The organism is Achromobacter sp. EB05 (genome assembly GCF_044232075.1).
In the GTDB taxonomy this organism is placed as follows: domain Bacteria; phylum Pseudomonadota; class Gammaproteobacteria; order Burkholderiales; family Burkholderiaceae_B; genus Achromobacter; species Achromobacter dolens.
Window position 1 is genome coordinate 5,385,912 of record NZ_CP155917.1, and the last position, 23,043, is coordinate 5,408,954.

At 68.4% G+C, this 23,043-nt stretch carries 24 protein-coding genes and 1 pseudogene; 17 read left to right on the plus strand and 8 right to left on the minus strand.

Features of this window, described 5'->3' with window-relative positions; translation table 11 throughout:
- The first annotated feature begins 197 nt into the window (after positions 1-197).
- Entirely contained in the window at positions 198-1,013 is an 816-nt protein-coding gene (locus AAID08_RS24640) for a hypothetical protein (RefSeq protein ID WP_175144114.1), read from the plus strand.
- On the opposite strand, the pseudogene AAID08_RS24645 reads toward AAID08_RS24640, so the two are convergent.
- The 3 genes and pseudogenes from AAID08_RS24645 to AAID08_RS24655 form a co-directional block, all read right to left on the minus strand.
- Positions 988-1,224 (minus strand): annotated as a pseudogene (locus AAID08_RS24645) (DUF2000 family protein); the annotation flags it as partial. The gene AAID08_RS24640 and the pseudogene AAID08_RS24645 overlap by 26 nt on opposite strands.
- A 118-nt stretch (positions 1,225-1,342) precedes the next feature.
- The gene (locus AAID08_RS24650; RefSeq protein WP_240317449.1) at positions 1,343-2,089 is read right to left on the minus strand and encodes a lysozyme inhibitor LprI family protein; all 747 of its coding nucleotides are present in this window, start codon (positions 2,087-2,089) and stop codon (positions 1,343-1,345) included.
- Positions 2,090-2,235: 146 nt separating this feature from the next.
- Positions 2,236-2,394, minus strand: a complete 159-nt coding sequence (locus AAID08_RS24655) for a hypothetical protein (protein ID WP_372414154.1) — start codon at positions 2,392-2,394, stop codon at positions 2,236-2,238.
- A 251-nt stretch (positions 2,395-2,645) separates the two neighbouring features.
- Between AAID08_RS24655 and groES the strand changes: the two genes are divergently transcribed.
- The 3 genes from groES (at position 2,646) to AAID08_RS24670 (ending at position 5,869) form a co-directional block, all read left to right on the plus strand.
- Positions 2,646-2,933 carry a co-chaperone GroES gene (gene groES / locus AAID08_RS24660; protein WP_395757012.1) on the plus strand — a complete coding sequence of 96 codons (288 nt, stop codon included), beginning with the start codon at positions 2,646-2,648 and terminating at the stop codon, positions 2,931-2,933.
- Positions 2,934-2,971: 38 nt separating this feature from the next.
- Complete coding sequence (groL, locus tag AAID08_RS24665) at positions 2,972-4,612, plus strand: chaperonin GroEL (RefSeq protein WP_006385976.1); 1,641 nt, start codon at positions 2,972-2,974, stop codon at positions 4,610-4,612.
- A 258-nt stretch (positions 4,613-4,870) separates the two neighbouring features.
- Complete coding sequence (locus AAID08_RS24670) at positions 4,871-5,869, plus strand: YihY/virulence factor BrkB family protein (protein ID WP_395757013.1); 999 nt, start codon at positions 4,871-4,873, stop codon at positions 5,867-5,869.
- Positions 5,870-5,929: 60 nt separating this feature from the next.
- Here AAID08_RS24670 and AAID08_RS24675 read toward each other — a convergent pair whose 3' ends face one another.
- Positions 5,930-6,415 carry a MarR family winged helix-turn-helix transcriptional regulator gene (locus AAID08_RS24675; protein ID WP_254607736.1) on the minus strand — a complete coding sequence of 162 codons (486 nt, stop codon included), beginning with the start codon at positions 6,413-6,415 and terminating at the stop codon, positions 5,930-5,932.
- Between the two features lie 232 nt (positions 6,416-6,647).
- Between AAID08_RS24675 and AAID08_RS24680 the strand changes: the two genes are divergently transcribed.
- The 10 genes from AAID08_RS24680 (at position 6,648) to AAID08_RS24725 (ending at position 16,018) form a co-directional block, all read left to right on the plus strand.
- Positions 6,648-8,105: a 2-hydroxymuconic semialdehyde dehydrogenase gene (locus AAID08_RS24680; protein ID WP_395757014.1), complete on the plus strand. Its 1,458-nt coding sequence runs from the start codon at positions 6,648-6,650 to the stop codon at positions 8,103-8,105.
- Positions 8,106-8,131: 26 nt separating this feature from the next.
- Positions 8,132-8,563 carry a RidA family protein gene (locus AAID08_RS24685; protein WP_059273102.1) on the plus strand — a complete coding sequence of 144 codons (432 nt, stop codon included), beginning with the start codon at positions 8,132-8,134 and terminating at the stop codon, positions 8,561-8,563.
- Between the two features lie 84 nt (positions 8,564-8,647).
- Entirely contained in the window at positions 8,648-9,613 is a 966-nt protein-coding gene (locus AAID08_RS24690; RefSeq protein ID WP_063569904.1) for a LysR substrate-binding domain-containing protein, read from the plus strand.
- Between the two features lie 152 nt (positions 9,614-9,765).
- Positions 9,766-10,317, plus strand: coding sequence for a 3-hydroxyanthranilate 3,4-dioxygenase (locus tag AAID08_RS24695; RefSeq protein WP_049076093.1), 552 nt, complete (start codon positions 9,766-9,768; stop codon positions 10,315-10,317).
- 28 nt (positions 10,318-10,345) lie between these two features.
- A complete protein-coding gene (locus AAID08_RS24700; protein WP_395757015.1) occupies positions 10,346-11,347 on the plus strand; it encodes an amidohydrolase family protein in 1,002 nt (333 codons plus the stop codon).
- 50 nt (positions 11,348-11,397) lie between these two features.
- Complete coding sequence (locus AAID08_RS24705) at positions 11,398-12,573, plus strand: ABC transporter substrate-binding protein (protein ID WP_395757016.1); 1,176 nt, start codon at positions 11,398-11,400, stop codon at positions 12,571-12,573.
- A gap of 35 nt (positions 12,574-12,608) precedes the next feature.
- Positions 12,609-13,529, plus strand: a complete 921-nt coding sequence (locus AAID08_RS24710; protein ID WP_049076096.1) for a branched-chain amino acid ABC transporter permease — start codon at positions 12,609-12,611, stop codon at positions 13,527-13,529.
- A 19-nt stretch (positions 13,530-13,548) separates the two neighbouring features.
- Positions 13,549-14,535 (plus strand): branched-chain amino acid ABC transporter permease, encoded by a 987-nt coding sequence (locus AAID08_RS24715; RefSeq protein ID WP_395757017.1) that lies wholly within the window; start codon positions 13,549-13,551, stop codon positions 14,533-14,535.
- A complete protein-coding gene (locus tag AAID08_RS24720) occupies positions 14,532-15,311 on the plus strand; it encodes an ABC transporter ATP-binding protein (protein WP_395757018.1) in 780 nt (259 codons plus the stop codon). The genes AAID08_RS24715 and AAID08_RS24720 overlap by 4 nt, the downstream gene beginning before the upstream one ends.
- Positions 15,308-16,018, plus strand: coding sequence for an ABC transporter ATP-binding protein (locus tag AAID08_RS24725; RefSeq protein ID WP_395757019.1), 711 nt, complete (start codon positions 15,308-15,310; stop codon positions 16,016-16,018). The genes AAID08_RS24720 and AAID08_RS24725 overlap by 4 nt, the downstream gene beginning before the upstream one ends.
- A 25-nt stretch (positions 16,019-16,043) precedes the next feature.
- Here AAID08_RS24725 and AAID08_RS24730 read toward each other — a convergent pair whose 3' ends face one another.
- Positions 16,044-17,672 carry a mannitol dehydrogenase family protein gene (locus AAID08_RS24730; RefSeq protein WP_175189166.1) on the minus strand — a complete coding sequence of 543 codons (1,629 nt, stop codon included), beginning with the start codon at positions 17,670-17,672 and terminating at the stop codon, positions 16,044-16,046.
- Positions 17,673-17,940: 268 nt separating this feature from the next.
- Here AAID08_RS24730 and AAID08_RS24735 point away from each other — a divergent pair, with 268 nt between their 5' ends.
- The 3 genes from AAID08_RS24735 to pyrF are packed head-to-tail and all read left to right on the plus strand — an operon-like array spanning position 17,941 to position 20,539.
- Positions 17,941-18,339, plus strand: a complete 399-nt coding sequence (locus tag AAID08_RS24735; protein WP_054415096.1) for a diacylglycerol kinase — start codon at positions 17,941-17,943, stop codon at positions 18,337-18,339.
- Positions 18,340-18,392: 53 nt separating this feature from the next.
- Positions 18,393-19,712 carry an NAD(P)/FAD-dependent oxidoreductase gene (locus AAID08_RS24740; RefSeq protein ID WP_395757020.1) on the plus strand — a complete coding sequence of 440 codons (1,320 nt, stop codon included), beginning with the start codon at positions 18,393-18,395 and terminating at the stop codon, positions 19,710-19,712.
- A gap of 8 nt (positions 19,713-19,720) precedes the next feature.
- The gene (gene pyrF, locus AAID08_RS24745; RefSeq protein ID WP_144655530.1) at positions 19,721-20,539 is read left to right on the plus strand and encodes an orotidine-5'-phosphate decarboxylase; all 819 of its coding nucleotides are present in this window, start codon (positions 19,721-19,723) and stop codon (positions 20,537-20,539) included.
- Positions 20,540-20,608: 69 nt separating this feature from the next.
- Here pyrF and AAID08_RS24750 read toward each other — a convergent pair whose 3' ends face one another.
- From AAID08_RS24750 to thiL, 3 genes are all read right to left on the minus strand, one after another.
- On the minus strand, positions 20,609-21,175 hold the full coding sequence (locus tag AAID08_RS24750; protein ID WP_054415090.1) for a CinA family protein: 567 nt from the start codon (positions 21,173-21,175) through the stop codon (positions 20,609-20,611).
- On the minus strand, positions 21,172-21,678 hold the full coding sequence (locus tag AAID08_RS24755) for a phosphatidylglycerophosphatase A (protein WP_049076110.1): 507 nt from the start codon (positions 21,676-21,678) through the stop codon (positions 21,172-21,174). The genes AAID08_RS24750 and AAID08_RS24755 overlap by 4 nt, the downstream gene beginning before the upstream one ends.
- A 145-nt stretch (positions 21,679-21,823) precedes the next feature.
- The gene (thiL, locus tag AAID08_RS24760) at positions 21,824-22,789 is read right to left on the minus strand and encodes a thiamine-phosphate kinase (RefSeq protein WP_395757021.1); all 966 of its coding nucleotides are present in this window, start codon (positions 22,787-22,789) and stop codon (positions 21,824-21,826) included.
- Positions 22,790-23,043 lie beyond the last annotated feature (254 nt).

A 23,043-nucleotide genomic window follows, 5' to 3' on the forward strand; every position in this document is an offset into this window, starting at 1 on the left:
CAATAGCGGCCTTCAGCCGCGGGCGACACGCGACGATGGCGGGCAGGCATGCGATGCCGACCTCGCCCCCCATCCCGCCGCTCAAGGTCACTTCCATCGGGTCTCCTCTCTTATGGTAAAGGCCTGCAAACGATGATGTCCGGGGGGCCCGGCTGCGGTATAAACAAGGCCCTGTCGATTGCACACGGAGGAACGACTTGTCGAACGCACGCGGAGCGATTTCATTCTTCAACGCAACGGCTGGCGCCATCCGGCGCCATGGCCGCGCGATGCTGGCGGCCGCGCCGTGGTCGCTGGCGGTGTTCCTATTATCGCTGCCGTTCGCCATTCTGGCCGCGTCGCTGTACTGGCTTAAGGGCGGCCTGTTCCTGCTGTCCGCGCTGGTCAACCTGATTGCATTCTCGCGCATGACGTACGCCTGGCACCGGGTCATCGCGCGCGCGGACGATACGCGGATCGATGCCGGCGGCAGTACGGCGCAAGCCTGGCACCTGGTGATGCTGGGCCTGCAGGCGGTGGTCGTGGCGACGCTGGCGCGCGCCACCGGCGACCTGCCCTACGTGTTGTTCGCGCTGATGAACGGCCCGGACTCGGGCCTGTTCTTCGCGGCGCTGGTGCCCGTGGTGCTGGTGCTCTGGCTGCCGATCCTGTACGGCTTGGCGCTGCTGGCGCCCGCCCTGCCGCGCGCCGCCGTGACCGGCGCAACCGGCTTGCGCGGCGTGCGCGCCGCCATGCCCTACCCGCGCTGGCCGCTGATGCTGGCCCTGGGCATCCTGGTGAGCGCGGGCGGCCTGGCCCACAGCGCGCTGTACGAGTACCTGGGCTACGCCCTGGACGGCGGGCCGTATTGGATCGTGGCCTATCTGACGCTCTTCATCGTGATGACGTTCGTCGTGGGCGCCATGGTCTCGGTGGCCTACCGGGACGGCGCGCCGGCGCGTCCCGCGTCCGACAGCGACAGCGACAGCGACAGCGACAGCGACAGCATCAAGGATGCAGCGACCGCCCCTTGATCGCCTTGTCCACCGCCCTTTTCGGACCGTGCAGGGCGATGCCGACCAGGTCCAGGTCGTCGGCCGGCTGGGCGCGGAACACGGCGCGGTTGGCCTCGTAGCGGCCGGTGGCGAACATGGCATGGACGAACGGCGCCAGCGTCAGCTCGCGGTCGCGCGCGATCCGGTACGCCGCCTGCAGGCCGGCGCGGTCCCCCTCGAACACCGGGATAAGAAGAAGAAGTGATGGGGAGGCTGGCTGAGTGAGGTAAACGTCCGGCTCTCACCGCGCAAAGCCCTTGCCTGAGCGCCAAGATGGCCTCTACGCGGTGAGAGCCGGACGTTTACCATCAACCGCCATAGCATTGTGCGTAAGTAAAGTCGACCAGGCGCTTGTCCGAGGCATCCTGCGGCGTGGACGGCTCTACTTGGAAATGACCGAACATATCGTCGTTGCAGATCCTCACGTCCCTGCGCTGCGTGCCTTCCTGCAATACGCAGGAACCGCCAAAACTGTGATTACTTCCGGCGACGCCAACCGGCAGATCAATCAGCCGGCTACAACCGATGATTCGGCCGTTTTGCTTCTGCTGCCCCAGCGATTGGTTGAACGATTCCACACGGGAGTTGGGATCACGAATCGGCACAACATTGACGCATTCGCCACTGGCGGTTTGGTTGCCCGGCAGCTTGCAGTCCGAGTACACCTTGCCATTGGCAATATGTTTCTCATTACGCGCCAGCAGGGCGATGCGGCTTGTGTATGCTTGCCGCAGGCAGGCGCTGTCTTGACAAATGCCACGCGCGTATTTAATCCAGTTGCGCTGTTCTTCAGCCAACGCTTTCTTGCCATAGGCATCGGTTGCGGCTAGTGCTGCCTTATAGGCCCCCTGCAATTTGCCATCCAGCGCGGAGGTCTCGGCATCGCTACAGATCAACTTTTCCGTCGTGCTCGCGGCCTTGTTGCAATCAAAACTGGCGGCTTGGGCGTAGGTCCCTAGCATTGCGAGGCCCAACGTAAAGAGAAGCTTCATCGCAGGTGTATACCGTGTCTTCAGTACGTCAGCGGGTGGGCGTCTTGAATGCGGCTGGGTCATGATCCTATCTTCTCAAGTTGTATGTCGATGATGTCTTTCGTACAGCACAACACATGCTAGCAAGTCGCTCTTCAGTGGATATATAACCTATTGAGCAAGGCACGGCCTGCCAATGAACGGGCTTTCAATCCACACGCCGCCTCAATCTACACTCGTCCACGTGCCAACTTCAGTGAACCGAATCTCAAGTCGAACGAAATTCGACACTCGCCGCCCCAAAGCAATGAGGAATTCGCGGCGTTGACGATGGCGTCCACGCGAAGCTTCGTGATATCCGATTGAATTGCGCGCAGGCTGGCGGGCATGTATTGGCTCCTTGGGCGTGAGAGAACTTCTTGCGCAGACTCTCGCCCCCCGGACCCTTCAGCGCAATCCGCAAAAAAAGGGACACACCACAAGACGCATTGTCCGCCCGCCCCATATGTAACAGCCACCGCTCTCCCCCTTGAACCCCACCACATCATCCCTATAATTAGCACTCGACTCCGGTGAGTGCTAACAATCCTCCCGGGCCCAACCGATCATTCACTTTCTTCTCTAGTAACAGGAGTTCCTCATGGCCTTGCGTCCCCTGGGCGATCGCGTGATCGTCAAACGCCTCGAAAACGAGCGCAAGACTGCGTCGGGCATCGTCATCCCCGACAGCGCCGCTGAAAAGCCCGACCAGGGTGAAGTCGTGGCCGTCGGCCCCGGCAAGAAGACCGAAGACGGCAAGATCCTGCCGGTCGACCTGAAGGCTGGCGACAAGGTTCTGTTCGGCAAGTACGCCGGCCAGTCGGTCAAGGTTGGCGGCGAAGAGCTGCTCGTCATCCGCGAGGACGAAATCCTCGCCGTGGTCCAGTAAACCCTGCCTCAAAACGAATTTTCGAAGGAAGCTAACAAATGGCTGCCAAGCAAGTACTGTTCGGTGACGACGCCCGCGTGCGCATCGTCCGTGGCGTGAATGTCCTCGCCAACGCCGTCAAGACCACCCTGGGCCCCAAGGGTCGCAACGTCGTGCTGGAGCGCTCGTTCGGCGCCCCGACCGTGACCAAGGACGGCGTCTCCGTCGCCAAGGAAATCGAACTGAAGGACAAGTTCGAGAACATCGGCGCCCAGTTGGTCAAGGACGTCGCCTCCAAGACCTCCGACAACGCCGGTGACGGCACCACCACCGCCACCGTGCTGGCCCAGGCCATCGTTCAGGAAGGCCTGAAGTACGTTGCCGCCGGTTTCAACCCGATCGACCTGAAGCGCGGCATCGACAAGGCTGTCGCCGCCGCCGTCGCCGAACTGAAGAAGCAATCCAAGCCGGTCACGACCAGCAAGGAAATCGCCCAGGTCGGTTCGATCTCGGCCAACAGCGACTCCTCGATCGGCCAGATCATCGCTGACGCGATGGACAAGGTCGGCAAGGAAGGCGTCATCACCGTCGAAGACGGCAAGTCGCTGGAAAACGAGCTGGACGTCGTCGAAGGCATGCAATTCGACCGCGGCTACCTGTCGCCCTACTTCATCAACAGCCCGGAAAAGCAAGTCGCCGCGCTGGAAGACCCGTTCGTCCTGATCTTCGACAAGAAGATCAGCAACATCCGTGACCTGCTGCCGGTGCTGGAACAAGTCGCCAAGTCGAGCCGTCCGCTGCTGATCATCGCCGAAGACGTCGAGGGCGAAGCCCTGGCGACCCTGGTGGTCAACAACATCCGTGGCATCCTGAAGACCACCGCCGTCAAGGCGCCTGGCTTCGGCGACCGCCGCAAGGCCATGCTGGAAGACATCGCCATCCTGACGGGCGGCACGGTGATCTCCGAAGAAACCGGCATGTCGCTGGAAAAGGCCACCCTGGCTGAGCTGGGTCAAGCCAAGCGCATCGAAGTGGGCAAGGAAAACACCACGATCATCGACGGCGCTGGCGACAGCAAGTCGATCGAGGCGCGCGTCAAGCAGATCCGCATCCAGATCGAAGAAGCCACGTCCGACTACGACCGTGAAAAGCTGCAAGAACGCGTGGCCAAGCTGGCCGGCGGCGTTGCCGTGATTCGCGTTGGCGCTGCCACCGAAGTCGAAATGAAGGAAAAGAAGGCTCGCGTCGAAGACGCCCTGCACGCCACGCGCGCTGCGGTGGAAGAAGGCGTTGTGGCCGGCGGCGGCGTGGCTCTGCTGCGCGCCAAGCAAGCCATCACCGACCTGAAGGGCGACACGCCTGACCAGAACGCCGGCATCAAGCTGATCCTGCGTGCCGTCGAAGAACCCCTGCGCACCATCGTCACCAACGCCGGCGAAGAAGCCAGCGTGGTGGTCAACACCGTGCTGCAAGGCAAGGGCAACTACGGCTACAACGCCGCGACCGGCGAGTACACCGACCTGGTCGAGCAAGGCGTGCTGGATCCCACCAAGGTGACCCGCACCGCCCTGCAGAACGCCGCCTCCGTCGCCAGCCTGCTGCTGACCGCCGAAGCCGCCGTTGTGGAACTGGCCGAAGACAAGCCCGCTGCCCCGGCCATGCCCGGCGGCATGGGCGGCATGGGCGGCATGGACTTCTAAGTCCCGCTTCCCTTGCATGGCCTCCCCGGCTTCGGCCGGGGAATGCAGTACCCCGAAAGACCCCCGGACCTTCGCCCCGGGGGTTTTTCTTTTTTCCGCGCGCGACATGCTCAACCCCGACCTCCACTCGGGCTTGCCCGCGCGCGCCCGGCAGGCGGCCACCGCCCCGCGACGCCGGAACGTTTGCCAACAAGTTCATGGTTTCGCGCGCGCGCATGCGTACCTACAATGAAGTTTCCCCAGCCCGAGCCCAGACCCATGCGCCTTCCCCAAAGCCTGCGTGCCCTGCGTCCGTCCGAGATCGGCGGCCTGTTGATGGATTCCGCCAACCAATGGTCCACCCACCGCGCCTCCAGCAAGGGCGCGGCGCTGGCGCTGTACATGGTGTTCTCGCTGGCGCCGATGCTGATCCTGGTGATCGCGGTGGCCGGCGCCTTCTTCGGCGAAGACGCGGTGCGGTCCGAGCTGTTCGCGTCGCTGCGCGACCTGACCGGCGAGCGCGGCGCCGAAGTGATCCAGACGGTGCTGGCCAGCGCCCATGAATCCGGCGGCGGCTGGATCGCGGCGCTGATTTCGATCTTCGTGCTGATCTTCAGCGCCACCACGGCCTTCGCCGAGCTCAAGGCCAGCCTGGACGAGTTGTGGGAAGTGTCCGGCAACCAGAAGGGCGGCATCCAGGGCATGGTGCGCAGCCGGATGCTGTCGTTCGGCCTGGTGCTGGTGCTGGCGCTGTTCCTGTTGGTCTCGCTGACCGTGAACGCGGCCCTGGGCGCCGCGCGCAAGTACTACGGCGACCTGTGGACCGCCTCGACCTTCGCCACGGCGGCCGACTGGGCGTCGAGCCTGTTTTCGTTCTCGGTGGTGGTGGCGCTGTTCGCGGTGATCTTCAAGCTGCTGCCGAGCGCGCGGCTCTCCTGGCGCGACGTGATTCCCGGCGCCATCGTCACGGCGGCGCTGTTCCTGGTGGGCAAGTGGGGGATCGGCGTATACCTGAGCCGGGGCGCGGCAGTGTCGGCCTACGGCGCGGCCGGCTCGTTGATCGCGCTGCTGCTGTGGATCTATTACTCGGCGCAGATCTTCTTCTTCGGCGCGGTGTTCACACGGCAGTTCGCGCTGCGGTTCGGGCGCGAGGCTCGGCCCAAGACGCCCGCGGCCTCCAAGGCTTCGGATGCGGATCCAGCGTCCGCCGTGCCGACATCGTCGGCGTCCGTGCCGGCATCGGCGCCGCCGGCATCACCGCCGTCGGACACGCCCTGAACCAGGCGCCGCGTCCGTCACCCACTGCGCTGGACGCGAGCCTTTCCCGCTCCTTTTCCCTCATGGAGCCTCGGGCGATTCCAGCCCCGCCATCAGGCGCAGGCAGCGCAGGAACACGGGCCGCAGTTCCTCAGGGATCGGCGCCAGCACCTGCGCCTCCACCTGCGCATCACGCGGCAACACCCGCGCCAGCAGCGCCATGCCCTCGTCCGTGATCTCCAGCGCATAGGCGCGGCCGTCCTCGGCAGAGCGCGTGCGCCGCACGTACCCCTTGGCGCTCATGCGGGCGATCATTTCGGCGAAGGAATTGCGGTCCAGCGCGATCAGCTCGGCGACCCGGTTCTGGGTCGCGCCCGGATTCTGGTAGACCGTGATCAGCAGGGCCTTCTGGCGCGGCGTCAGGTCCTCGTCGGGAAACGCCTGGGCGAACAGCGCCTCGGCCCGGAAATGGGCGCGGCGCAGCAGGTGCGAGGCCACATGGGTCAGGTCGAATTCGCGCAAGGCGCGGGGCGGGGCCGAACGTGAGGTCGAACGGGAAACGGTCATCGGGCGTTCCATGGAGAGGGCCTGGCGATTGTAGGCCGGGGCTGGCATTGCCCCGAGGGTCCCGCGTGGCGGCCAGCCCGCGCCGCGGCAGGCGGCCTGCCCACCCACGCCGGCCCTCCTGGGGCAAAACCCTGCATTGACTTCGCGCCGGGCGCTGCCTAATATCCTCATAATAGTACGTATACGTACATTATCGCCAGCCTCCCTCTCGGCCCTTCCCGGAATCCCGATCATGACGATCCGCCAGTTGCGCAACTACATCGATGGCCGCTTCGAAGACGGCGCGTCCACCTCCGACAAACACAGCCCGGTGGATGGCGCGCTGATCGCCCAGGCGCACGAAGCCAGCCGCGAGCAGGTCGACCGCGCCGTCGCCGCCGCCCACCGCGCCCTGCCCGCCTGGGCCGCGCTGCCGGTGGGCCAGCGCACCGACTACCTGCTGGCGCTGGCCGACGGCATCAACCGCCGCTTCGACGATTTCCTGCAGGCCGAGATCGGCGACACCGGCAAGCCGGTCTCCTGGGCCAGTCAGATCGACATTCCGCGCGGCGCCGCCAACTTCCGCGCCTTCGCCGAACTGGCGCGCACGCTGGACATGGAAAGCTACATGACCGACACGCCCGACGGCCGCCAGGCGCTGAACTACGCCTACCGCAAGCCGCTGGGCGTGGTCGGCGTGATCTCGCCGTGGAACCTGCCGCTGCTGCTGCTGACCTGGAAGGTGGCGCCGGCGCTGGCGTTCGGCAACACCGTCATCATGAAGCCGTCGGAGGTCACGCCCTCCACCGCCACGCTGCTGGCCGAGGTCGCGCACGATACGGGGCTTCCGCCCGGCGTGCTGAACCTGACGCATGGCTTCGGGCCGGGCTCGGCGGGCGAGTTCATCACCACGCATCCGGACATCGACGGCATCACCTTCACCGGCGAATCGGCCACCGGCGCGGCCATCATGCGCGCCGTGGCGCCGGGCGTGAAGCCGGTGTCGTTCGAGCTGGGTGGCAAGAACGCGGCGCTGGTGTTCGCCGACGCCGACTTCGAGGCGGCGGTCGACGGCACCGCGCGCTCGGTGTTCGCCAACTGCGGCCAGGTCTGCCTGTGCACCGAACGCGTGTACGTGCAGCGCCCGATCTACGAACGCTTCGTCGCCGCGCTGGCCGAGCGCGCGCGGGCGCTGCGCATCGGCTGGCCCAATGACGCGGACACCGGCATGGGGCCGCTGGTGTCGCGCGAACACCGGGAAAAGGTGCTGTCGTATTTCGCCCTGGCGCGCGAGGAAGGCGCGACGGTCGTCACCGGCGGCGGCATCCCGGTGTTCGGCGATGCGCGCGACGCCGGCGCCTACGTGCAGCCGACCGTCTGGACCGGCCTGCCCGAGAGCGCGCGCTGCATAAAAGAGGAAGTGTTCGGCCCGGTCTGCCACGTGGCGCCGTTCGACACCGAGGAAGAGGCCGTCCGCCTGGCCAACGACACCCGCTACGGCCTGGCCGCCGCCGTCTGGACGCAGGATTTGACCCGCGGCCACCGCGTCGCGCAGGCCATGAAGGTGGGGCTGGCCTGGGTCAACTGCTGGTTCCTGCGCGACCTGCGCACGCCGTTCGGCGGCAGCGGCCTGTCGGGCATCGGCCGCGAGGGCGGCCGCCATTCGCTGCATTTCTATACCGAGCCCACCAACGTCTGCATCAAGCTGTGAGCCACAGCGCCTCCAAGGACACCGCCATGACCTCATCTTCCACCCGCGCCACCGTCGTCGCCGGCAAGGCCACGCCGCGCGGCAAGTATCCCCACATCAAGCGCGCCGGCGACTTCCTGTTCGTCTCCGGCACCAGCTCGCGCCTGCCCGACAACCGCATCGCCGGCGCCGAGGTCGACGCCATGGGCACCACCACGCTCGACATCCGCGCGCAGACGCGCGCGGTGATCGAGAACATCCGCGACATCCTGGCCAGCGCCGGCGCGGGCCTGGCGGACGTGGTCGAGATCAGTACTTTCCTGGTCAACATGAACGACTTCGGTGGCTACAATCAGGTCTACGGCGAGTTCTTCGACGCCGATGGGCCGGCACGCACCACCGTGGCGGTGCATCAGTTGCCGCACCCGCAATTGCTGATTGAGATCAAGGCGGTGGCCTACAAGCCGCAGGCGCGCTGAGCGGCGCGCGCGGCCATGGCGCCTGACCGCCTTGCGGCTTCGCCTTCGGAACAGGATCGCCGCCCCGCCGGGACGGCCGCGCGCATGTCGAACTTCCGCATCACGCCCAACGCGCTCAGCCACAAACTCAAGCTGCACCAGTTGCAGATCTTCGAGCGCGTGCTGGCGCGCCGCTCGCTGTCGCGCGCCGCCAGCGACATGCACCTGACCCAGCCCACCGTCACCAAGGCCATCCACGACCTGGAAGCATTCTTCGGCGCGACGCTGTTCGAGCGCTCCAACCGCGGCGTCACGCCGACCGAGCTGGCGCTGGTGCTGGGGCGCCGCGTGCACGCCATGATGGCCGAGATCCGCTACATGGCCGACGACATCGACGCGGTGCTGGGCGGCGCCAGCGGCCACGTGGTGGTGGGCACGCTGATCGCGGCCTCGGCCAAGCTGCTGCCCGAGGCCATCGCGCGGCTGATGACCGAGCACCCCGGCATCCAGGTCACGGTGCGCGAGGGGCCGTCGGCGCAGTTGCTGCCGGCGCTGGCCACCGGCGACGTCGACATCGTGGTAGGCCGCCTGCCGGGCGCCGACATGGCGTCGATCTCGGGCGTCGCCGTCGACCACCACAAGCTCTACCGCGAGGACCTGTGCCTGGTGGCCGGCGCGCGCCATCCGCTGGCGGGCGCGGCGCGCGTGACGCTGGCCGAGCTGGCCGACCACATCTGGATCCTGCCCGCGCCCACCTCGCCGCTGCGCGCCTCGATCGAGCGCAGCTTCTTCGATGCCGGCGTGCGGCTGCCCACGCGCCACGTCGAATCGCTGTCGCTGCTGACCAATATCGGCATCCTGATGCACAGCGACGCGCTGGCGCTGATGCCCTACGACGCCGCGGCCCAGTTCCTGGCCATGGGCGTGCTGACGCGCCTGCCCACCGACGCCTTCGGCGCGTTTGGCGACGTCGGCTATTCGATCCGCGCCGACCGGCCGTTGACGCCGGCCTGCCTGCGGCTGGTCGAGTACCTGAAGCAGATCGCGGCGCAGCGCCCCGCCGGCGCCTGAGCGCCGGCCACCGCATCCGGGATATCCCGTTCAGGGAAACCCCGCGATAGATACCCCGCATATCCAACCGCGCAATTTCTATTGTGCCGCGGCCCCTTCCCCCGCCTAGACTTGCCTTCAGCGAAGTCCGCAAGCGCCTCCCGGAGACCGTCATGCCCGCCTATGGCCCGCCCCTGAATTTTCAGCGTTGGATCCAGGACCATGCCCACCTGCTGCAACCGCCGGTGGGCAACCAGCAGATCTGGCAGGACGCCGATTTCATCGTCACCGTGGTCGGCGGCCCCAACCTGCGCACCGACTACCACGACGATCCGCTGGAAGAGTTCTTCTACCAGGTGCGCGGCAACGCCTGGCTGTCGCTGTGGATCGACGGCAAGCCCGAACGGGTCGACCTGAAGGAAGGCGACATCTTCCTGTTGCCGCCGCACGTGCGCCATTCGCCGCAGCGCCCCGAGACCGGCAGCGCCTGTCTGGTGATCGAGCGCCAGCGCCCACAGGGGCTGCTGGACGGCTTCGAATGGTATTGCCCGCATTGCGGCCACCTGGTGCACCGCGTCGAGGTGCAGCTCAAAAGCATCGTGACCGACCTGCCGCCGCTGTTCCAGGCCTTCTATTCCAGCGAGGAAAAGCGCACTTGCCCCGGCTGCGGCGCGCTCCACCCCGGCAAGGCGCAGGCCCCCGCCGCGCAGCCGTCGCCCGCCTGACGCCCCCAACCTGTCATCCGCCCTCTTTATGACCCTGAAAATCGATATGCACGCGCACTTCTTCCCGCCCATCACGCGGCAGGAAGCGGCGGCGCTGGATCCGGTGGCCGCGCCCTGGCTGCGGCGCGACGGCGATGGCTCGACCGGCCAGATCATGGCCGGCGACCGCCCCTTCCGCCCGGTCGACGCCACGTTGTGGGACCCGGCCCTTCGCATCGAACAGATGGACCGCCACGGCGTCGACCTGCAGATCCTGTGCGCCACGCCGGTGATGTTCGGCTACGCCTATCCCGCGCGGGCCGCGGCCGACTGGGCCGCGCGCATGAACGACCTGGCGCTGGAGCACTGCGCCTTCGCGCCCGGCCGCCTCAAGGCGCTGGCGCAGGTGCCGCTGCAGGATCTGGACCTGGCCTGCCGCGAGGCCTCGCGCGCCCGCGCCGCCGGTCACCTGGGCGTGCAGATCGGCAACCACGTCGGCCCGCGCGACCTGGACGACGACACGCTGGTGCGGTTCCTGGTGCATTGCGCCGACGAAGGCATCCCAGTGCTGGTGCACCCCTGGGACATGATGACCGACGGCCGCATGAAGCGCTGGATGCTGCCGTGGCTGGTCGCCATGCCCGCCGAAACCCAGTTGGGCATCCTGTCGCTGATCCTGTCCGGCGCGTTCGAGCGCATTCCGCGCAGCCTGAAGCTGTGCTTCGCCCACGGCGGCGGCAGCTTCGCCTTCCTGCTGGGACGCGTGGACAACGCCTGGCGCCACCGCGACATCGTGCGCCAGGACTGTCCGCAGCCGCCCTCGTCGTACACCGACCGCTTCTACGTCGACAGCGCCGTGTTCGATCCGCGCTCGCTGCGGCTGTTGATCGACGTGATGGGCGAGGACCGCGTGCTGCTCGGTTCCGACTATCCGTATCCGCTGGGCGAGCAGGAGGTCGGCCGGCTGGTGTCGAATTCCGACCTGCTGCCCGCGGTGCGGCACAAGATCCTGTCGGCCAACACGCAGACGTTCTTCGGGCTGGATCGCTGAGCCGCCCGCCAACCATGACCGTGAGACACGGCAACGCAAGGGGATTCACCATGAAACGCATCCATCTGCTGGCCGCCGCCGCGGCCGTCGCCCTGGCGCCCGGCGCCGCCGCCTGGGCCGATGTAAAGATCGGCCTGTTGACCACCCTGACCGGGCCCGGCTCGGTGCTGGGACAGGACCAGCTCGACGGCTTCATGCTGGCCGTCGAACAGGGCGGCGGCAAGCTCGGCGGCGTGCCGGTGCAGGTCATCAAGGAAGACGACCAGTTCAAGCCCGAGGTCGGCGTGCAGGCCGCGCGCAAGCTGGTGCAGAGCGACAAGGTGCCGATCATCACCGGCGTGGTGTATTCCAACGTGATGCTGGCGGTGGCGCGGCCGGTCACCGGCGCCGGCGTGTTCCTGGTGGGCTCGAACGCCGGCCCCACCAACCTGGCCGGCAAGGACTGTTCGCCGTTCTTCTTCTCGACCTCGTGGAACAACACCCAGCGCCACGAAGGCAGCGGCGAGATGGCCAACCAGATGGGCTTCAGGAAGGTCTACCTGCTGGCGCCCAACTACCAGGCCGGCAAGGACGCCATGGCCGGCTTCAAGCGCTTCTTCAGGGGCGAGGTGGTCAACGAGGTCTTCACCCAGGTCAACCAGCCCGACTACTCGGTCGAGCTGGCCGCGCTGGCCGACGCCAGGCCTGATGCCGCCTATGTGTTCTTTCCCGGCGGCATGGGCGTGAACTTCATCAAGCAGTACCGCCAGGCGGGCCTGTTCGACAAGATCCCCCTGCTGTCGGTCGACACCATCGACGGCGCCACCCTGCCCGCGCTGCAGAAGGACGCGCTCGGCGCGGTCACCAACGTGCCGTACTCGCCCGACCTGGACAACGCCGCCAACAAGGCCTTCGCCGCCGCTTTCCGCCAGAAGTACGGCCGCGAGCCGTCCAGTTACGCGGCCCAGTCGTGGGACGCGGCGCAACTCATCGGCTCGGCGCTCAAGCGCACCGGCGGCAAGACCGACGACAAGGAAGCCCTGCGCAAGGCATTGGAGGCGGCCGATTTCCAGTCTGTGCGCGGCGAATTCCGCTACCAGCCGAACCACTTCCCGGCGGCCGGCTTCTTCCGCGCCGACGTGGCGGCGGGCGCGGACGGCAAGGTCGGCTTCGTCAACAAGGGCCCGATCTTCGCCGACCTGTCCAAGGTCTCGGACCAGTACGCCGCCCAGTGCGCCATGAAATGACGCCGGCCTGCCGGGCAATAACGAGGTAAGGCGCCATGTCCGCGACATTGCTGCTGGTGCAGGCCCTGAACGGCCTGCAACTGGGTATCCTGCTTTTCCTGCTGGCCGCCGGCCTGACGCTGGTGTTCGGCATCATGAACTTCATCAACCTGGCGCACGGCTCGCTGTACATGATGGGCGCCTTCATCGCGGCCACCGTGTTCCGCCACAGCGGCTCGTTCCTGCTGGCCGCGGCCGCCGTGGTGGCGGGCATGGCGCTGCTGGGCCTCTTGCTGGACCGCATCGCGCTGGCGCGGCTGTATCCGCGCGAGCACCTGGACCAGGTGCTCGCCACCTTTGGTTTCATCCTGTTCTTCAACGAGCTGACCCGCATCATCTGGGGCCCGGCGCCCATCAGCATGGGCCTGCCATCGTGGCTGTCGGGCACCATCGACCTGCTGGGAGTCACCTACCCGCTATACCGCTTTCTCATCATCGTGGCGGGGCTCGCGGTGGCGGCGGGCTGTTACGCGCTGATCCACCGCACGCGGCTGGGCATGCTGATCCGCGCCGGCTCCACCGATCGCATGATGGTGGGCGCGCTGGGCGTGAACATCGCGCGCCTGAACACGCTGCTGTTCGTGCTGGGCGCCGTGCTGGCCGGCGTGGCCGGCTTGATGGCCGGGCCGATCCTGTCGGCGCAGACCGGCATGGGCGAACCAATCCTGATCCTGACGCTGGTGGTGATCGTCATCGGCGGCATCGGCTCGGTGCGCGGCGCCTTCCTGGCGGCGCTGATGGTGGGACTGGTCGACACGCTCGGCCGGGCGCTGCTGCCCGCCTTGCTGCGCGCCGCGCTGCCGCCGGCCGCCGCCAACGCGGCCGGCCCGGCGATCGCCTCGATGCTGATCTACATCGTCATGGCGCTGGTGCTGGCGCTGCGGCCGCAGGGCCTGTTTCCCGTGCGGCATGGATAGCGCCCAAGGAGGCCCCGACATGCTTCGACTCTCTCCCCGCGCGCTCGCCGCCGGCGCGCTGTTGCTGCTCCTGGCGCTGGTGCCGCTGTACGCGCAATGGCAGGGCGAACCGTTCCTGCTGGCGCTGTTCGGCCGCGTGCTGGTGTACGGCATCGCCGCGCTGGCGCTGAACCTGCTGCTGGGCTACGGAGGCATGGTCAGCTTCGGCCACGCGCTGTACCTGGGCCTGGGCGCCTACGCGGTCGGCGTGCTGAACCACTACGGCATCGAGAACGGCTGGCTGCACCTGCTGGCCGCGCTGGGCGCCTGCGCCGTGGTCGGCCTGGTCAGCGGCTACGTGGTGATGCGCACGTCCGGCATCGCCTTCATCATGATCACGCTGGCGTTCGCGCAGATGTTCTATTTCCTGGCCACGGGGCTGGAGGGCTTCGGCGGCGACGACGGCATGTCGCTGTTCGCCGGCAGCGACTTCGGCCTGTTCCGGCTCGATACGCCGCTGGCGCTGTACTACGCCGCGTTCGGCGTGCTGCTGCTGGCGCTGGCCGCGCTGCGCCGGCTGGTGCGCGCGCCGTTCGGCATGGTGCTGCGCGGCTGCCAGGCCAACGAGCGGCGCATGCGCGCGCTGGGCTTCGCGACGCTGCGCTATCGCCTGGCGGCCTATGTGCTGTCGGCCATGGTGTGCGGCGTGGCCGGCGTGCTGCTGGCCAACCTGACGCTGTATGTGTCGCCCTCGTATCTCGCCTGGACCACCTCCGGCGAGCTGATCGTGATGGTGGCGCTGGGCGGGCTGGGCACGGTGGTCGGCCCGGTTGCCGGGGCGCTGGCCTTCCTGTTGCTGGAGGAAGGACTGAAGCTGCTGACCGACCATTGGATGCTGGTGATGGGCCCGCTGATCGTGGGCGTGGTGCTGGTGTCGCGCCGCGGCCTGTATGGCGGTCTGTCGGACAAGCCGTTGCGCCTGCGCGCCGCGCGCGCCCTGCCCCACCCCACCGGAGAACCGCGATGAGCGCGCTGCGCGTCGAACATCTGGTCAAGCGCTACGGCGGCCTGACCGTCACCGACGACCTGTCGCTGGACATCCGGCCGGGCGAACTGCATGCGGTGATCGGCCCCAACGGCGCCGGCAAGACCACGCTGATCGGCCAGTTGAGCGGCGAGCTGCGGCCCGACGGCGGCCGCGTGCTGCTCGATGGCGAGGACGTGACGCACCTGCCGGTCGAACGGCGCGTGCGCCGCGGGCTGGCGCGCTCGTACCAGGTCACCTCGGTGTTCAAGCCGTTCACCGCGCTGGAGAACGTGGCCATGGCGGTGCAGGCGCGGCGCGGCCACGGCTTCCGCTTCTGGCGGCCGCTGCTGGCCACGCCGGCGCTGCGCGAGCCGGCGCGGGAGGCGCTGGCGCTGGCCGGCCTGGACGCGCGCGCCGACACCCCCGCCGCCGCGCTGGCGCATGGCGAGCTGCGGCAACTGGAGCTGGCCATGGTGCTGGCCTGCCAGCCGACCCTGCTGCTGCTGGACGAACCCATGGCCGGCATGAGCCAGCATGAATCCGAGGCCATGACGCGGCTGCTGCAACGCCTGCGCGGGCAATACACCATTCTGCTGGTGGAGCACGACATGCAGGCGGTGTTCGCGCTGTCCGACCGCATCACGGTGCTGGTGTATGGCCGCGCCCTGGCCTGCGGCGACGCCGACCAGATCCGCAACGACCCGCAGGTGCGCGAGTGCTATCTGGGCAGCGAACGCGGCCACGCCGGCCGCCGCGCGCAGGGAGCGCCGGCATGAGCGCGCTGCTGTCGCTGCGCGGCGTGACCGCGCACTACGGCGCCAGTCAGGCGCTCTTCGGCATCGACCTGGATATCGGCCCGGGCGAGTTCGTGACGCTGCTGGGCCGCAACGGCATGGGCAAGTCGACCACGGTCAAGGCCATCATGGGCCTGAACCGCGCCAGCCGCGGCGCCATCACGTTCGACGGCGGCGACATCGTCGCCCTGCCGGCCTACAAGGTGGCGCAGTGCGGCATCGGCCTGGTGCCCGAGGGCCGGCACGTGTTCCCCAACCTGTCGGTGCGCGAGAACCTGGTGGCCACCGCGCACAACCGCCAGGGGTTGGCGCAGCCCTGGACCCTGGAACGCGTCTACGCGCTGTTCCCGCGTCTGGCCGAACGCGCGCGCCACCTGGGCAGCCATCTGTCGGGCGGCGAGCAGCAGATGCTGGCCATCGGCCGCGCGCTGCTGACCAACCCGCGCCTGCTGATCCTGGACGAAGCCACGGAAGGCCTGGCGCCGGTGGTGCGTGAGGAAATCTGGCAGGCGCTGGAAAGCCTCAAGCGCACCGGGCTGGCGGTGCTGTGCATCGACAAGAACCTGGAGCCGCTGCTGGCCACCGCCGACCGCCACGCCATCATCGAAAAGGGCCGGGTAGCCTGGAGCGGCACCTCGCGCGCCTTCATCGACGACGAAGCGCGCCTGCTGCACTACCTGGGCGTGTAGGGGCTGCGTCGTGGCCGGCACGGGCTCACATACCCAGGCCGGCCGCTTCCCGTGAAGGCGGCGCGGCCGCGGCGGCCGTCGCTTCAGCCGCCTCGGCCACGCCCACGCTGTCGGCCGGAACAATAGGCTCGGGTTCGCGCGCCACGGCTTGCAGCGCATGCAGGACGCCATGTTCGCGCAGGGCCTCCAACTGCGCCGCCAGCGCCGCGACGAACACCGGCTTCTCGCCCAGGTCGCCGAACACCGGTCGATAGCCGGCCAGCACCAGGGCGCGGCGATAGGCCGCCTGCTTGGGCGCCGCCGCCCGCGCCGCCACATCGGCACGCGCCAACAGTCTGGCCAGGGGCGCGGCCAGCGGATCGTCGATCGGATAGCGCGCGCCGCTTTCGTCTTCGCCCCGCAGATAGTGCAGCCAAGCCGCGACCGCCAGCGCCAGGCGGCGAATATCGTCGCCGCGACGCAGGCGGTCGCGGATGGCGGCCAGCAGGCGCGGCGGCAGTTTGTGCGAACTGTCCATCGCCACCTGCCACGTCGGATGCGGCAGCGCCGCGTTGTCGACGCGCGCCAGGAAGCGCTGGCGGTAGCCTTCCAGGCCGGCATCCGGAATGCCCTTGAGCGTGGGCGCGATCTCGTGGCGCATCAGGTCGTCCACGAAGCCGCGCAACGCCGGCACCGCCGCCGCCTCATGCATGGTGGCGGCGCCCAGCAACGTCCCCAGGCAGGCCAGCGCCGAATGCGGGCCGTTGACCATGCGCAGCTTCAGCCGCTCATAGGGCGCGGCATTGGCCACGAAGGTCACGCCCGCGGCTTCCCAGTCGGGGCGGCCGGCCGCGAACTTGTCTTCGATCACCCAGTTCAGGTAGGGCTCGGCCACCACCGGCCAGGCGTCTTCCACCCCCAGGCGCTGCGTGATGCGCGCGCGGTCTTCGTCGCGGGTGGCCGGCACGGTGCGGTCGACCATGGAATTGGGAAAGGTGCAATGCGCGTCGATCCAGCCGGTCAGCGCCACGTCCAGCCGCAGCGCAAAGGCCAGCACCAGACTGCGCAGCGTGTCGCCATTGGCCTGCAGATTGTCGCAGGACAGCAGCGTCAAGGGCGGCAGGCCGCGCTCGCGGCGCAGTGCCAGGCCATGCACCAGCATGCCGATGGCGCTGCGCGGGCGCACCGGGTTCTCCAGATCGTGCAGGATGTCCGGGTCATCCCAGCGCAGGTGGCCGGTGGCCGGTTCGTGGCAGTAGCCTTTCTCGGTGATGGTCAGGCTGACGATGCGCGTCTGCGGATAGGCGATGCGCTCGAGCACCGCTTGCGGATCCTCCTGGGCCACCATCACGCGCAGCACCGACCCGACCACGCGCAGGGATTCCCGCGCGCCGCCTGCCTCATCGCCGTCGCGCAGCGCCAGGGTGTACAGGCCGTCCTGGGGCGTCAGCGCATCGCGCACGGCCGGACTGCGCAGCGACACCCCCAGGATGCCCCAGGTCAGATCCTGGCTGGCGGCCATGGCCAGGTCGGTGGCCAACGCCTGGTGCGCGCGATGAAAGGCGCCCAGCCCCAGATGCACAATACCCGGCGTCAATCGGCCGCGGTCATAGGCGGGTTTCTCCACGTCTGCGGGCAGGCGCGACAAGGACTCCGTATTCAAGCGTTCGAGCATGGATTGCTGTGTCTCAGGGCGCCTTGATGCATCCGCCCCAAGACGGGCGCAGAGGCGCGTTGGTAGGGAATTGCACACGGCGGGCGTGGTCAGAAGCCAACGCCGCGATGCCGCGCGCCGCCAGGGTATCGCATGGCCGCGGCGAAGGCAAAAAGTAACGTAGTATTACCAGCAAAACCTGGCGCATGCTTGACCCGCCTCATGTCGCATCACGCCGGCAATCCATATCTGTTAAAAAGCCGCCACACCCGGCCTTATTACGCTTCCCATGTCGACCAACCCGCACCACTCGCCCTACAAAAGCACCGGCGGCCTGCGCCGCATCCTGAATGCGCTGCGCTACTCGCTACAGGGCCTGCAGGCCGCCATCAAGTACGAGGCCGCCTTCCGCCAGGAACTGGCGCTGGCCGTGCTGCTGATCCCGGCCGCGTTCTTCCTGGGGCGCACCACGGTCGAGGTGTTTTTCCTGATCGGCACCGTGGTGCTGGTGCTGGCGGTGGAGCTGCTGAATTCGGCGATCGAGGCGCTGGCCGACGCGCTGTCGGTCGACACCCATCCGCTGCTGGGCCGGGCCAAGGACCTGGGCAGCGCCGCGGTCATGCTGCTGCTGCTGTTCACCGTCGCCGTCTGGGTGGGCGTGGCAGTCAGCCGCTTCGTGATGCACTGATTCACGGCGCCGGGCTTGCCCGCCAAGGGGTCCGGGCCTCTATACTGGGAACCATGATGCCCAACTCGACGCCAGCCCCTTCGGAACGCATCGTCATCGTCGGCGGGGGTGCCGGCGGCCTCGAACTGGCCGCCAAGCTCGGCCGCCTCCACGGCCGCCAGCACATCACCCTGGTCGACAGCCGGCCGTTCCACATCTGGAAGCCGTCGCTGCACGAAGCGGCGGCGGGCACATTGGATATCCACCAGGAAGGCCTGTCCTACCTGATGCTGGCGCACCTGAACGGGTTTTCCTTCGCCCAGGGCCAGTTGGTCGGCGTCGACCGCGAGCGCCGCCTGGTCACGGTCGATGCCGTGGCCGACAGCCAGGGCCAGGAAGTGCTGCCGCGCCGCGAACTGGCCTACGACACGCTGGTGCTGGCGCTGGGCAGCACCTCCAACTTCTTCAATACCCCGGGAGCGGCCGAGCACGCCGTCACGCTGGACACCACCGAGAACGCCGAGCAATTCCGCCTGACCATGCTCAAGGCCATGGCGCTGGTCGACCAGGCCAAGGTGCGCGATCCGTCGGCTCGGCTGGACCTGGTGATCGTCGGCGGCGGCGCCACCGGCGTCGAGCTGGCGGTGGAACTGGTCGAGGCCAGCCACGTGGTCAGCGCCTACGGCCTGCCGAATTTCCGCGCCGAGCGCGATCTGGCGATCACCCTGGTCGAGGGCGCGCCGCGCATCCTGTCCGCGCTCCCCGAAAAGATATCCGTCGCCGCCACCGCGCGCCTGACCGAGCTCGGCATCCGCGTCGAAACCGACTGCCGCGTCTCGGAGGTCGCCGCCGATTCGGTCAAGACCGCCGACGGCCGCGAATTCCCCGCGCGCCTGTGCATGTGGGCGGCCGGCATCAAGGGCCCGGCCCTGCTGGCCGAGCTGGACCTGCCGCTGAACAGACTGGGCCAGCTCGAGGTCAACGAACGGCTCGAAACCGCCGACCCGCACATCCTGGCGCTGGGCGACTGCTGCGCCGCGCCCTGGCGCGATGGCCGCACCGTGCCGGCGCGCGCCCAGGCCGCGCACCAGCAGGCCGATTACCTGTGCAAGAAGCTCACCGCGCGCCTGCGCCGCGCGGCCGAGCCCACCGCTCCCTATGTCTACGAAGACCACGGCTCGCTGGTCTCGCTGGGCCAGGACGCCGGCGTGGGCAGCCTGATGGGCAAGCTGGCCGGACGCGGACTGTTCGTAAGCGGTACACTGGCGCGCCTGATGTACATGAGCCTGCACCTGATGCACCACAAAGCGGTGCTGGGCATCTCACGCACCGCCTCCCTGGCCCTGGCCCGCCTGCTCATGCGGCGCACGCGCCCCCGGGTCAAACTGCACTGAACTCCCCCATGAATTTCCTCCAAAGACTCGAACACGCCTGGACCACCAGCAACTCGCTCCTGCAAGTCGGGCTCGACCCCGACCCGCAACGCTTTCCGCGCGAACTGCAGGGCAAGCCGGACGCGATCTTCCACTTCTGCCGCGACATCGTCGACGCCACCGCGCCCTACGCCTGCAGCTTCAAGCCGCAGATCGCCTACTTCGCCGCGCACCGCGCCGAAGACCAGCTCGAAGCGCTGTGCCAGCACATCCGCGACAAGCACCCCGACCTGCCCATCGTGCTGGACGCCAAGCGCGGCGACATCGGCTCCACCGCCGAAAACTACGCCCGCGAAGCCTACGAGCGCTACCAGGCGCACGCGCTGACGGTCAGCCCGTACATGGGCCTGGACTCGGTCGAGCCCTACCTGGCCTGGCGCGACCGCGGCGTGATCGTGCTGTGCCGCACATCCAACCCCGGCGGGTCGGACCTGCAGTTCCTCAAGATGGATAACGGCGAGCCCCTGTACCTGCACGTGGCGGGGCTGGTGGCCGACAAATGGAATGCCAACGGCCAGTGCGGCCTGGTGGTGGGCGCGACCTTCCCGAACGAGCTGGCCGCGGTGCGCCAGCGCATCGGCGACGCGGTGCCGCTGCTGGTGCCGGGCATCGGCGCCCAGGGCGGCGACATCACCGCCACCGTCAACGCCGGCGCCAACGCCGCGCGCAGCGGCATGATGATCAACTCGTCGCGCGCCATCATCTACGCCAGCGGCGGCGATGACTGGCGCCAGGCCGCCGGCGACGCCGCGCGCGGCCTGCGCGACGCGATCAACGCGGTGCGCTGAGCGCCGCCCGCGGGGGCCAGGCGGTTCCCGCGGTATCCCTGGACCGCGCCATTGCGCGGGCGGTCTTCCTCAACGCCGGTTGACCGGAGCCCCCAGCAGTTCCAGCACGCCGCGCAGCGCGAATTCGACCGCCTGCTGGCGCACCTGCGCGCGGTCGCCGCTGAACACGTGGGTGACGGCGCGGCTGCTGATGCCGTCGCCGACCCGCTGCGCGAAGCCGAAGCACACCATGCCCACCGGCTTGCCCGGCGTGGCGCCGCCCGGACCGGCGATGCCGGTGGTGGACACCGCCACCTGCGCCGCCGGCGAGGCCAGCAGCACGCCGTTGGCCATCTCCAGCGCCACCGGCTCGCTGACCGCGCCGAAGTGATGCAAGGCGTCCGGCGACACATCCAGTTCGCTGACCTTGGCATCGTTGCTGTAGGTGACGAAGCCGCGGTCGAACCACTCGCTGGACCCGGCCACCGCCGTCACGGCGCCCGCCAGCAGCCCGCCGGTGCAGGATTCGGCGGTGCCCAGCACCAATCCCAGGCGCCGCAACGTATCGCCCAGCCGCTCGGCCAGCCCGTATACGGTGGCCTGCGCCAGTTGTTCAGCCGACAGATTGGACGGCGGGTTTTCGTGTTGCTGGTTCATCCCAAGACTCCTGTGCGCACGGCCAGCGCCATGATCAGCAAGGCGTATCCGGCCGCGACGATATCGTCCCACATTACCCCGAAACCGCCCTTCAGGCGGGCATCGAAGAACTTGATGGGCGGCGGCTTGACGATGTCGAACGTGCGGAACAGCACGAACGCCAGCGCCTGCGACAACCAGCCGGCCGGCGTCAGCCACAGCACCAGCCAGAACGCCACCATCTCGTCCCACACCATTCCGACATGATCGGGCTGCTGGAGTTCGCGGCCGACGCGGTCGCAGGCCCAGCAGCCGTACAGGAAGGCCAGCGCCAGGAAGATGCCGATGGCCAGGTCCGACGCGGCCGGCGCGGCGGCGACCCAGATGAGCCAGGCCAGCAGCGTGCCCCAGGTGCCGGAGGCGGGGCGGATCAGGCCGCTGCCGAAGCCGAAGGCGATCAGGCGGCCCGGATCGCGGCACACCCAGGACAGCGCGGGATAGACCGCGCGCGAGCGTTCGCGCATCGACGGGGAATGAGGAGAAGAGGACGACATGGATGAGGGCCCGGGAATGGCTGGGATGAGGCCGATGGAAAGGGTGGCGTTCAGGAAACAACCGTGGCAGCGATTGTGACAGGGTTTGCCTGCGTCCGGCGCAAGGCCGGCGCTCTCAGACCGAGGGAAAGTGATCGAAGCCGGCGGGCAATCGTGTCAACGGCTGTCCGGCGGCGTCCCGCAGCACCAATCCCGGCTCGGCCACGATATTGCCCACTTGCGTCACGCGGACGCCGGCCGCCTGCGCGGCCGCCTGCACGGCGTCGCGGCGGGCGGGGGGCGCGGTGAAGCAGAGTTGGTACACGTCGCCGCCGCCCAGCACCGCTTGGCGCACGACGTCAGCGGGCATGCCGGCCAGCGCGGCGGCCACGGGCATGCGGTCTTCATGCAGCAACGCCCCCACCCGGCTGGCCGCCAGGATGTGGCCGAGGTCCTGCAGCAAGCCGTCGGAAATATCGATGGCGGCGTGCGCGATGCCGCGCAACGCCAGGCCCAGCGCCACTTGCGGCTCGGGCCACTCCAGCGCGCCGCGGGTCGCGGCCAGCCGCGCCGCGTCGGCCGGATACTGCCCGTCGAGCAGGCGATAGGCCACGTCGGCCGCGCCCAGTTCGCCGGACACCCAGATATCGTCATCCACCCGGGCGCCGTCGCGGCGCAGCGCGGCGCCCGCCGGCACGGCGCCGAACACGGTCACGCTGATGGCCAGGTCATGGACGCTGCGGGTGGTGTCGCCGCCGATCAACGGGCAGCCATGGACCTGCGCCAGCGCATGAAACCCCTCGGCAAACGCCGCCAGCCACGCCTCGTCCAGCCGCGGCAGCGCCAGCCCCAGCACGCAACCAATGGGCCGCGCGCCCATGGCCGCCAGGTCCGACAGGTTCACCGCCAGGGCCTTGTGCCCCAGCGCCTTCGGATCGACATCGGGAAAGAAATGCCGGCCTTCCAGCAGCAGATCCGTGCTGGTGGCCACCTGTTCGCCGGCCGGCACCGGAAACAACGCGCAGTCATCGCCCACGCCCAACAGCCCCGCCGGCGCGGCGCGCGTGAAATAGCGCGCGATCAGATCGAATTCGGACGCCACGACAACTCCGCAGTCCGGCGCAATGCGCCGGTATTGACTCCCACACCGGAGCCACGCTCCAAGGGAAGATTCGCGCCAAAGAGAGGTCCGCACCAGAGGCGCGGAAAGCTCGCTCCAAAAGAAGGAAGCCCGCCCCAAAAGGGAGACCGCCCCAAAAAAACGGCCCTCCCCAGACCCGGGCCGCGCGGATCCGGCTCCGCCGGTCCGCAGCGGCGCCCCCCTGGGGGGGAAGCGCGCAGCGCTTCGGGGGGGGT

Excerpts from the sequence above, each read along its gene's own strand:
- AAID08_RS24650 (WP_240317449.1), bottom strand. The coding sequence starts at position 2,089 with ATGACCCAGCCGCATTCAAGACGCCCACCCGCTGACGTACTGAAGACA.
- AAID08_RS24655 (WP_372414154.1), bottom strand. The coding sequence starts at position 2,394 with ATGCCCGCCAGCCTGCGCGCAATTCAATCGGATATCACGAAGCTTCGC.
- groES (WP_395757012.1), top strand. The coding sequence starts at position 2,646 with ATGGCCTTGCGTCCCCTGGGCGATCGCGTGATCGTCAAACGCCTCGAA.
- groL (WP_006385976.1), top strand. The coding sequence starts at position 2,972 with ATGGCTGCCAAGCAAGTACTGTTCGGTGACGACGCCCGCGTGCGCATC.
- AAID08_RS24670 (WP_395757013.1), top strand. The coding sequence starts at position 4,871 with ATGCGCCTTCCCCAAAGCCTGCGTGCCCTGCGTCCGTCCGAGATCGGC.
- AAID08_RS24675 (WP_254607736.1), bottom strand. The coding sequence starts at position 6,415 with ATGACCGTTTCCCGTTCGACCTCACGTTCGGCCCCGCCCCGCGCCTTG.
- AAID08_RS24680 (WP_395757014.1), top strand. The coding sequence starts at position 6,648 with ATGACGATCCGCCAGTTGCGCAACTACATCGATGGCCGCTTCGAAGAC.
- AAID08_RS24685 (WP_059273102.1), top strand. The coding sequence starts at position 8,132 with ATGACCTCATCTTCCACCCGCGCCACCGTCGTCGCCGGCAAGGCCACG.
- AAID08_RS24690 (WP_063569904.1), top strand. The coding sequence starts at position 8,648 with ATGTCGAACTTCCGCATCACGCCCAACGCGCTCAGCCACAAACTCAAG.
- AAID08_RS24695 (WP_049076093.1), top strand. The coding sequence starts at position 9,766 with ATGCCCGCCTATGGCCCGCCCCTGAATTTTCAGCGTTGGATCCAGGAC.
- AAID08_RS24700 (WP_395757015.1), top strand. The coding sequence starts at position 10,346 with ATGACCCTGAAAATCGATATGCACGCGCACTTCTTCCCGCCCATCACG.
- AAID08_RS24705 (WP_395757016.1), top strand. The coding sequence starts at position 11,398 with ATGAAACGCATCCATCTGCTGGCCGCCGCCGCGGCCGTCGCCCTGGCG.
- AAID08_RS24710 (WP_049076096.1), top strand. The coding sequence starts at position 12,609 with ATGTCCGCGACATTGCTGCTGGTGCAGGCCCTGAACGGCCTGCAACTG.
- AAID08_RS24715 (WP_395757017.1), top strand. The coding sequence starts at position 13,549 with ATGCTTCGACTCTCTCCCCGCGCGCTCGCCGCCGGCGCGCTGTTGCTG.
- AAID08_RS24720 (WP_395757018.1), top strand. The coding sequence starts at position 14,532 with ATGAGCGCGCTGCGCGTCGAACATCTGGTCAAGCGCTACGGCGGCCTG.
- AAID08_RS24725 (WP_395757019.1), top strand. The coding sequence starts at position 15,308 with ATGAGCGCGCTGCTGTCGCTGCGCGGCGTGACCGCGCACTACGGCGCC.
- AAID08_RS24730 (WP_175189166.1), bottom strand. The coding sequence starts at position 17,672 with ATGCTCGAACGCTTGAATACGGAGTCCTTGTCGCGCCTGCCCGCAGAC.
- AAID08_RS24735 (WP_054415096.1), top strand. The coding sequence starts at position 17,941 with ATGTCGACCAACCCGCACCACTCGCCCTACAAAAGCACCGGCGGCCTG.
- AAID08_RS24740 (WP_395757020.1), top strand. The coding sequence starts at position 18,393 with ATGATGCCCAACTCGACGCCAGCCCCTTCGGAACGCATCGTCATCGTC.
- pyrF (WP_144655530.1), top strand. The coding sequence starts at position 19,721 with ATGAATTTCCTCCAAAGACTCGAACACGCCTGGACCACCAGCAACTCG.
- AAID08_RS24750 (WP_054415090.1), bottom strand. The coding sequence starts at position 21,175 with ATGAACCAGCAACACGAAAACCCGCCGTCCAATCTGTCGGCTGAACAA.
- AAID08_RS24755 (WP_049076110.1), bottom strand. The coding sequence starts at position 21,678 with ATGCGCGAACGCTCGCGCGCGGTCTATCCCGCGCTGTCCTGGGTGTGC.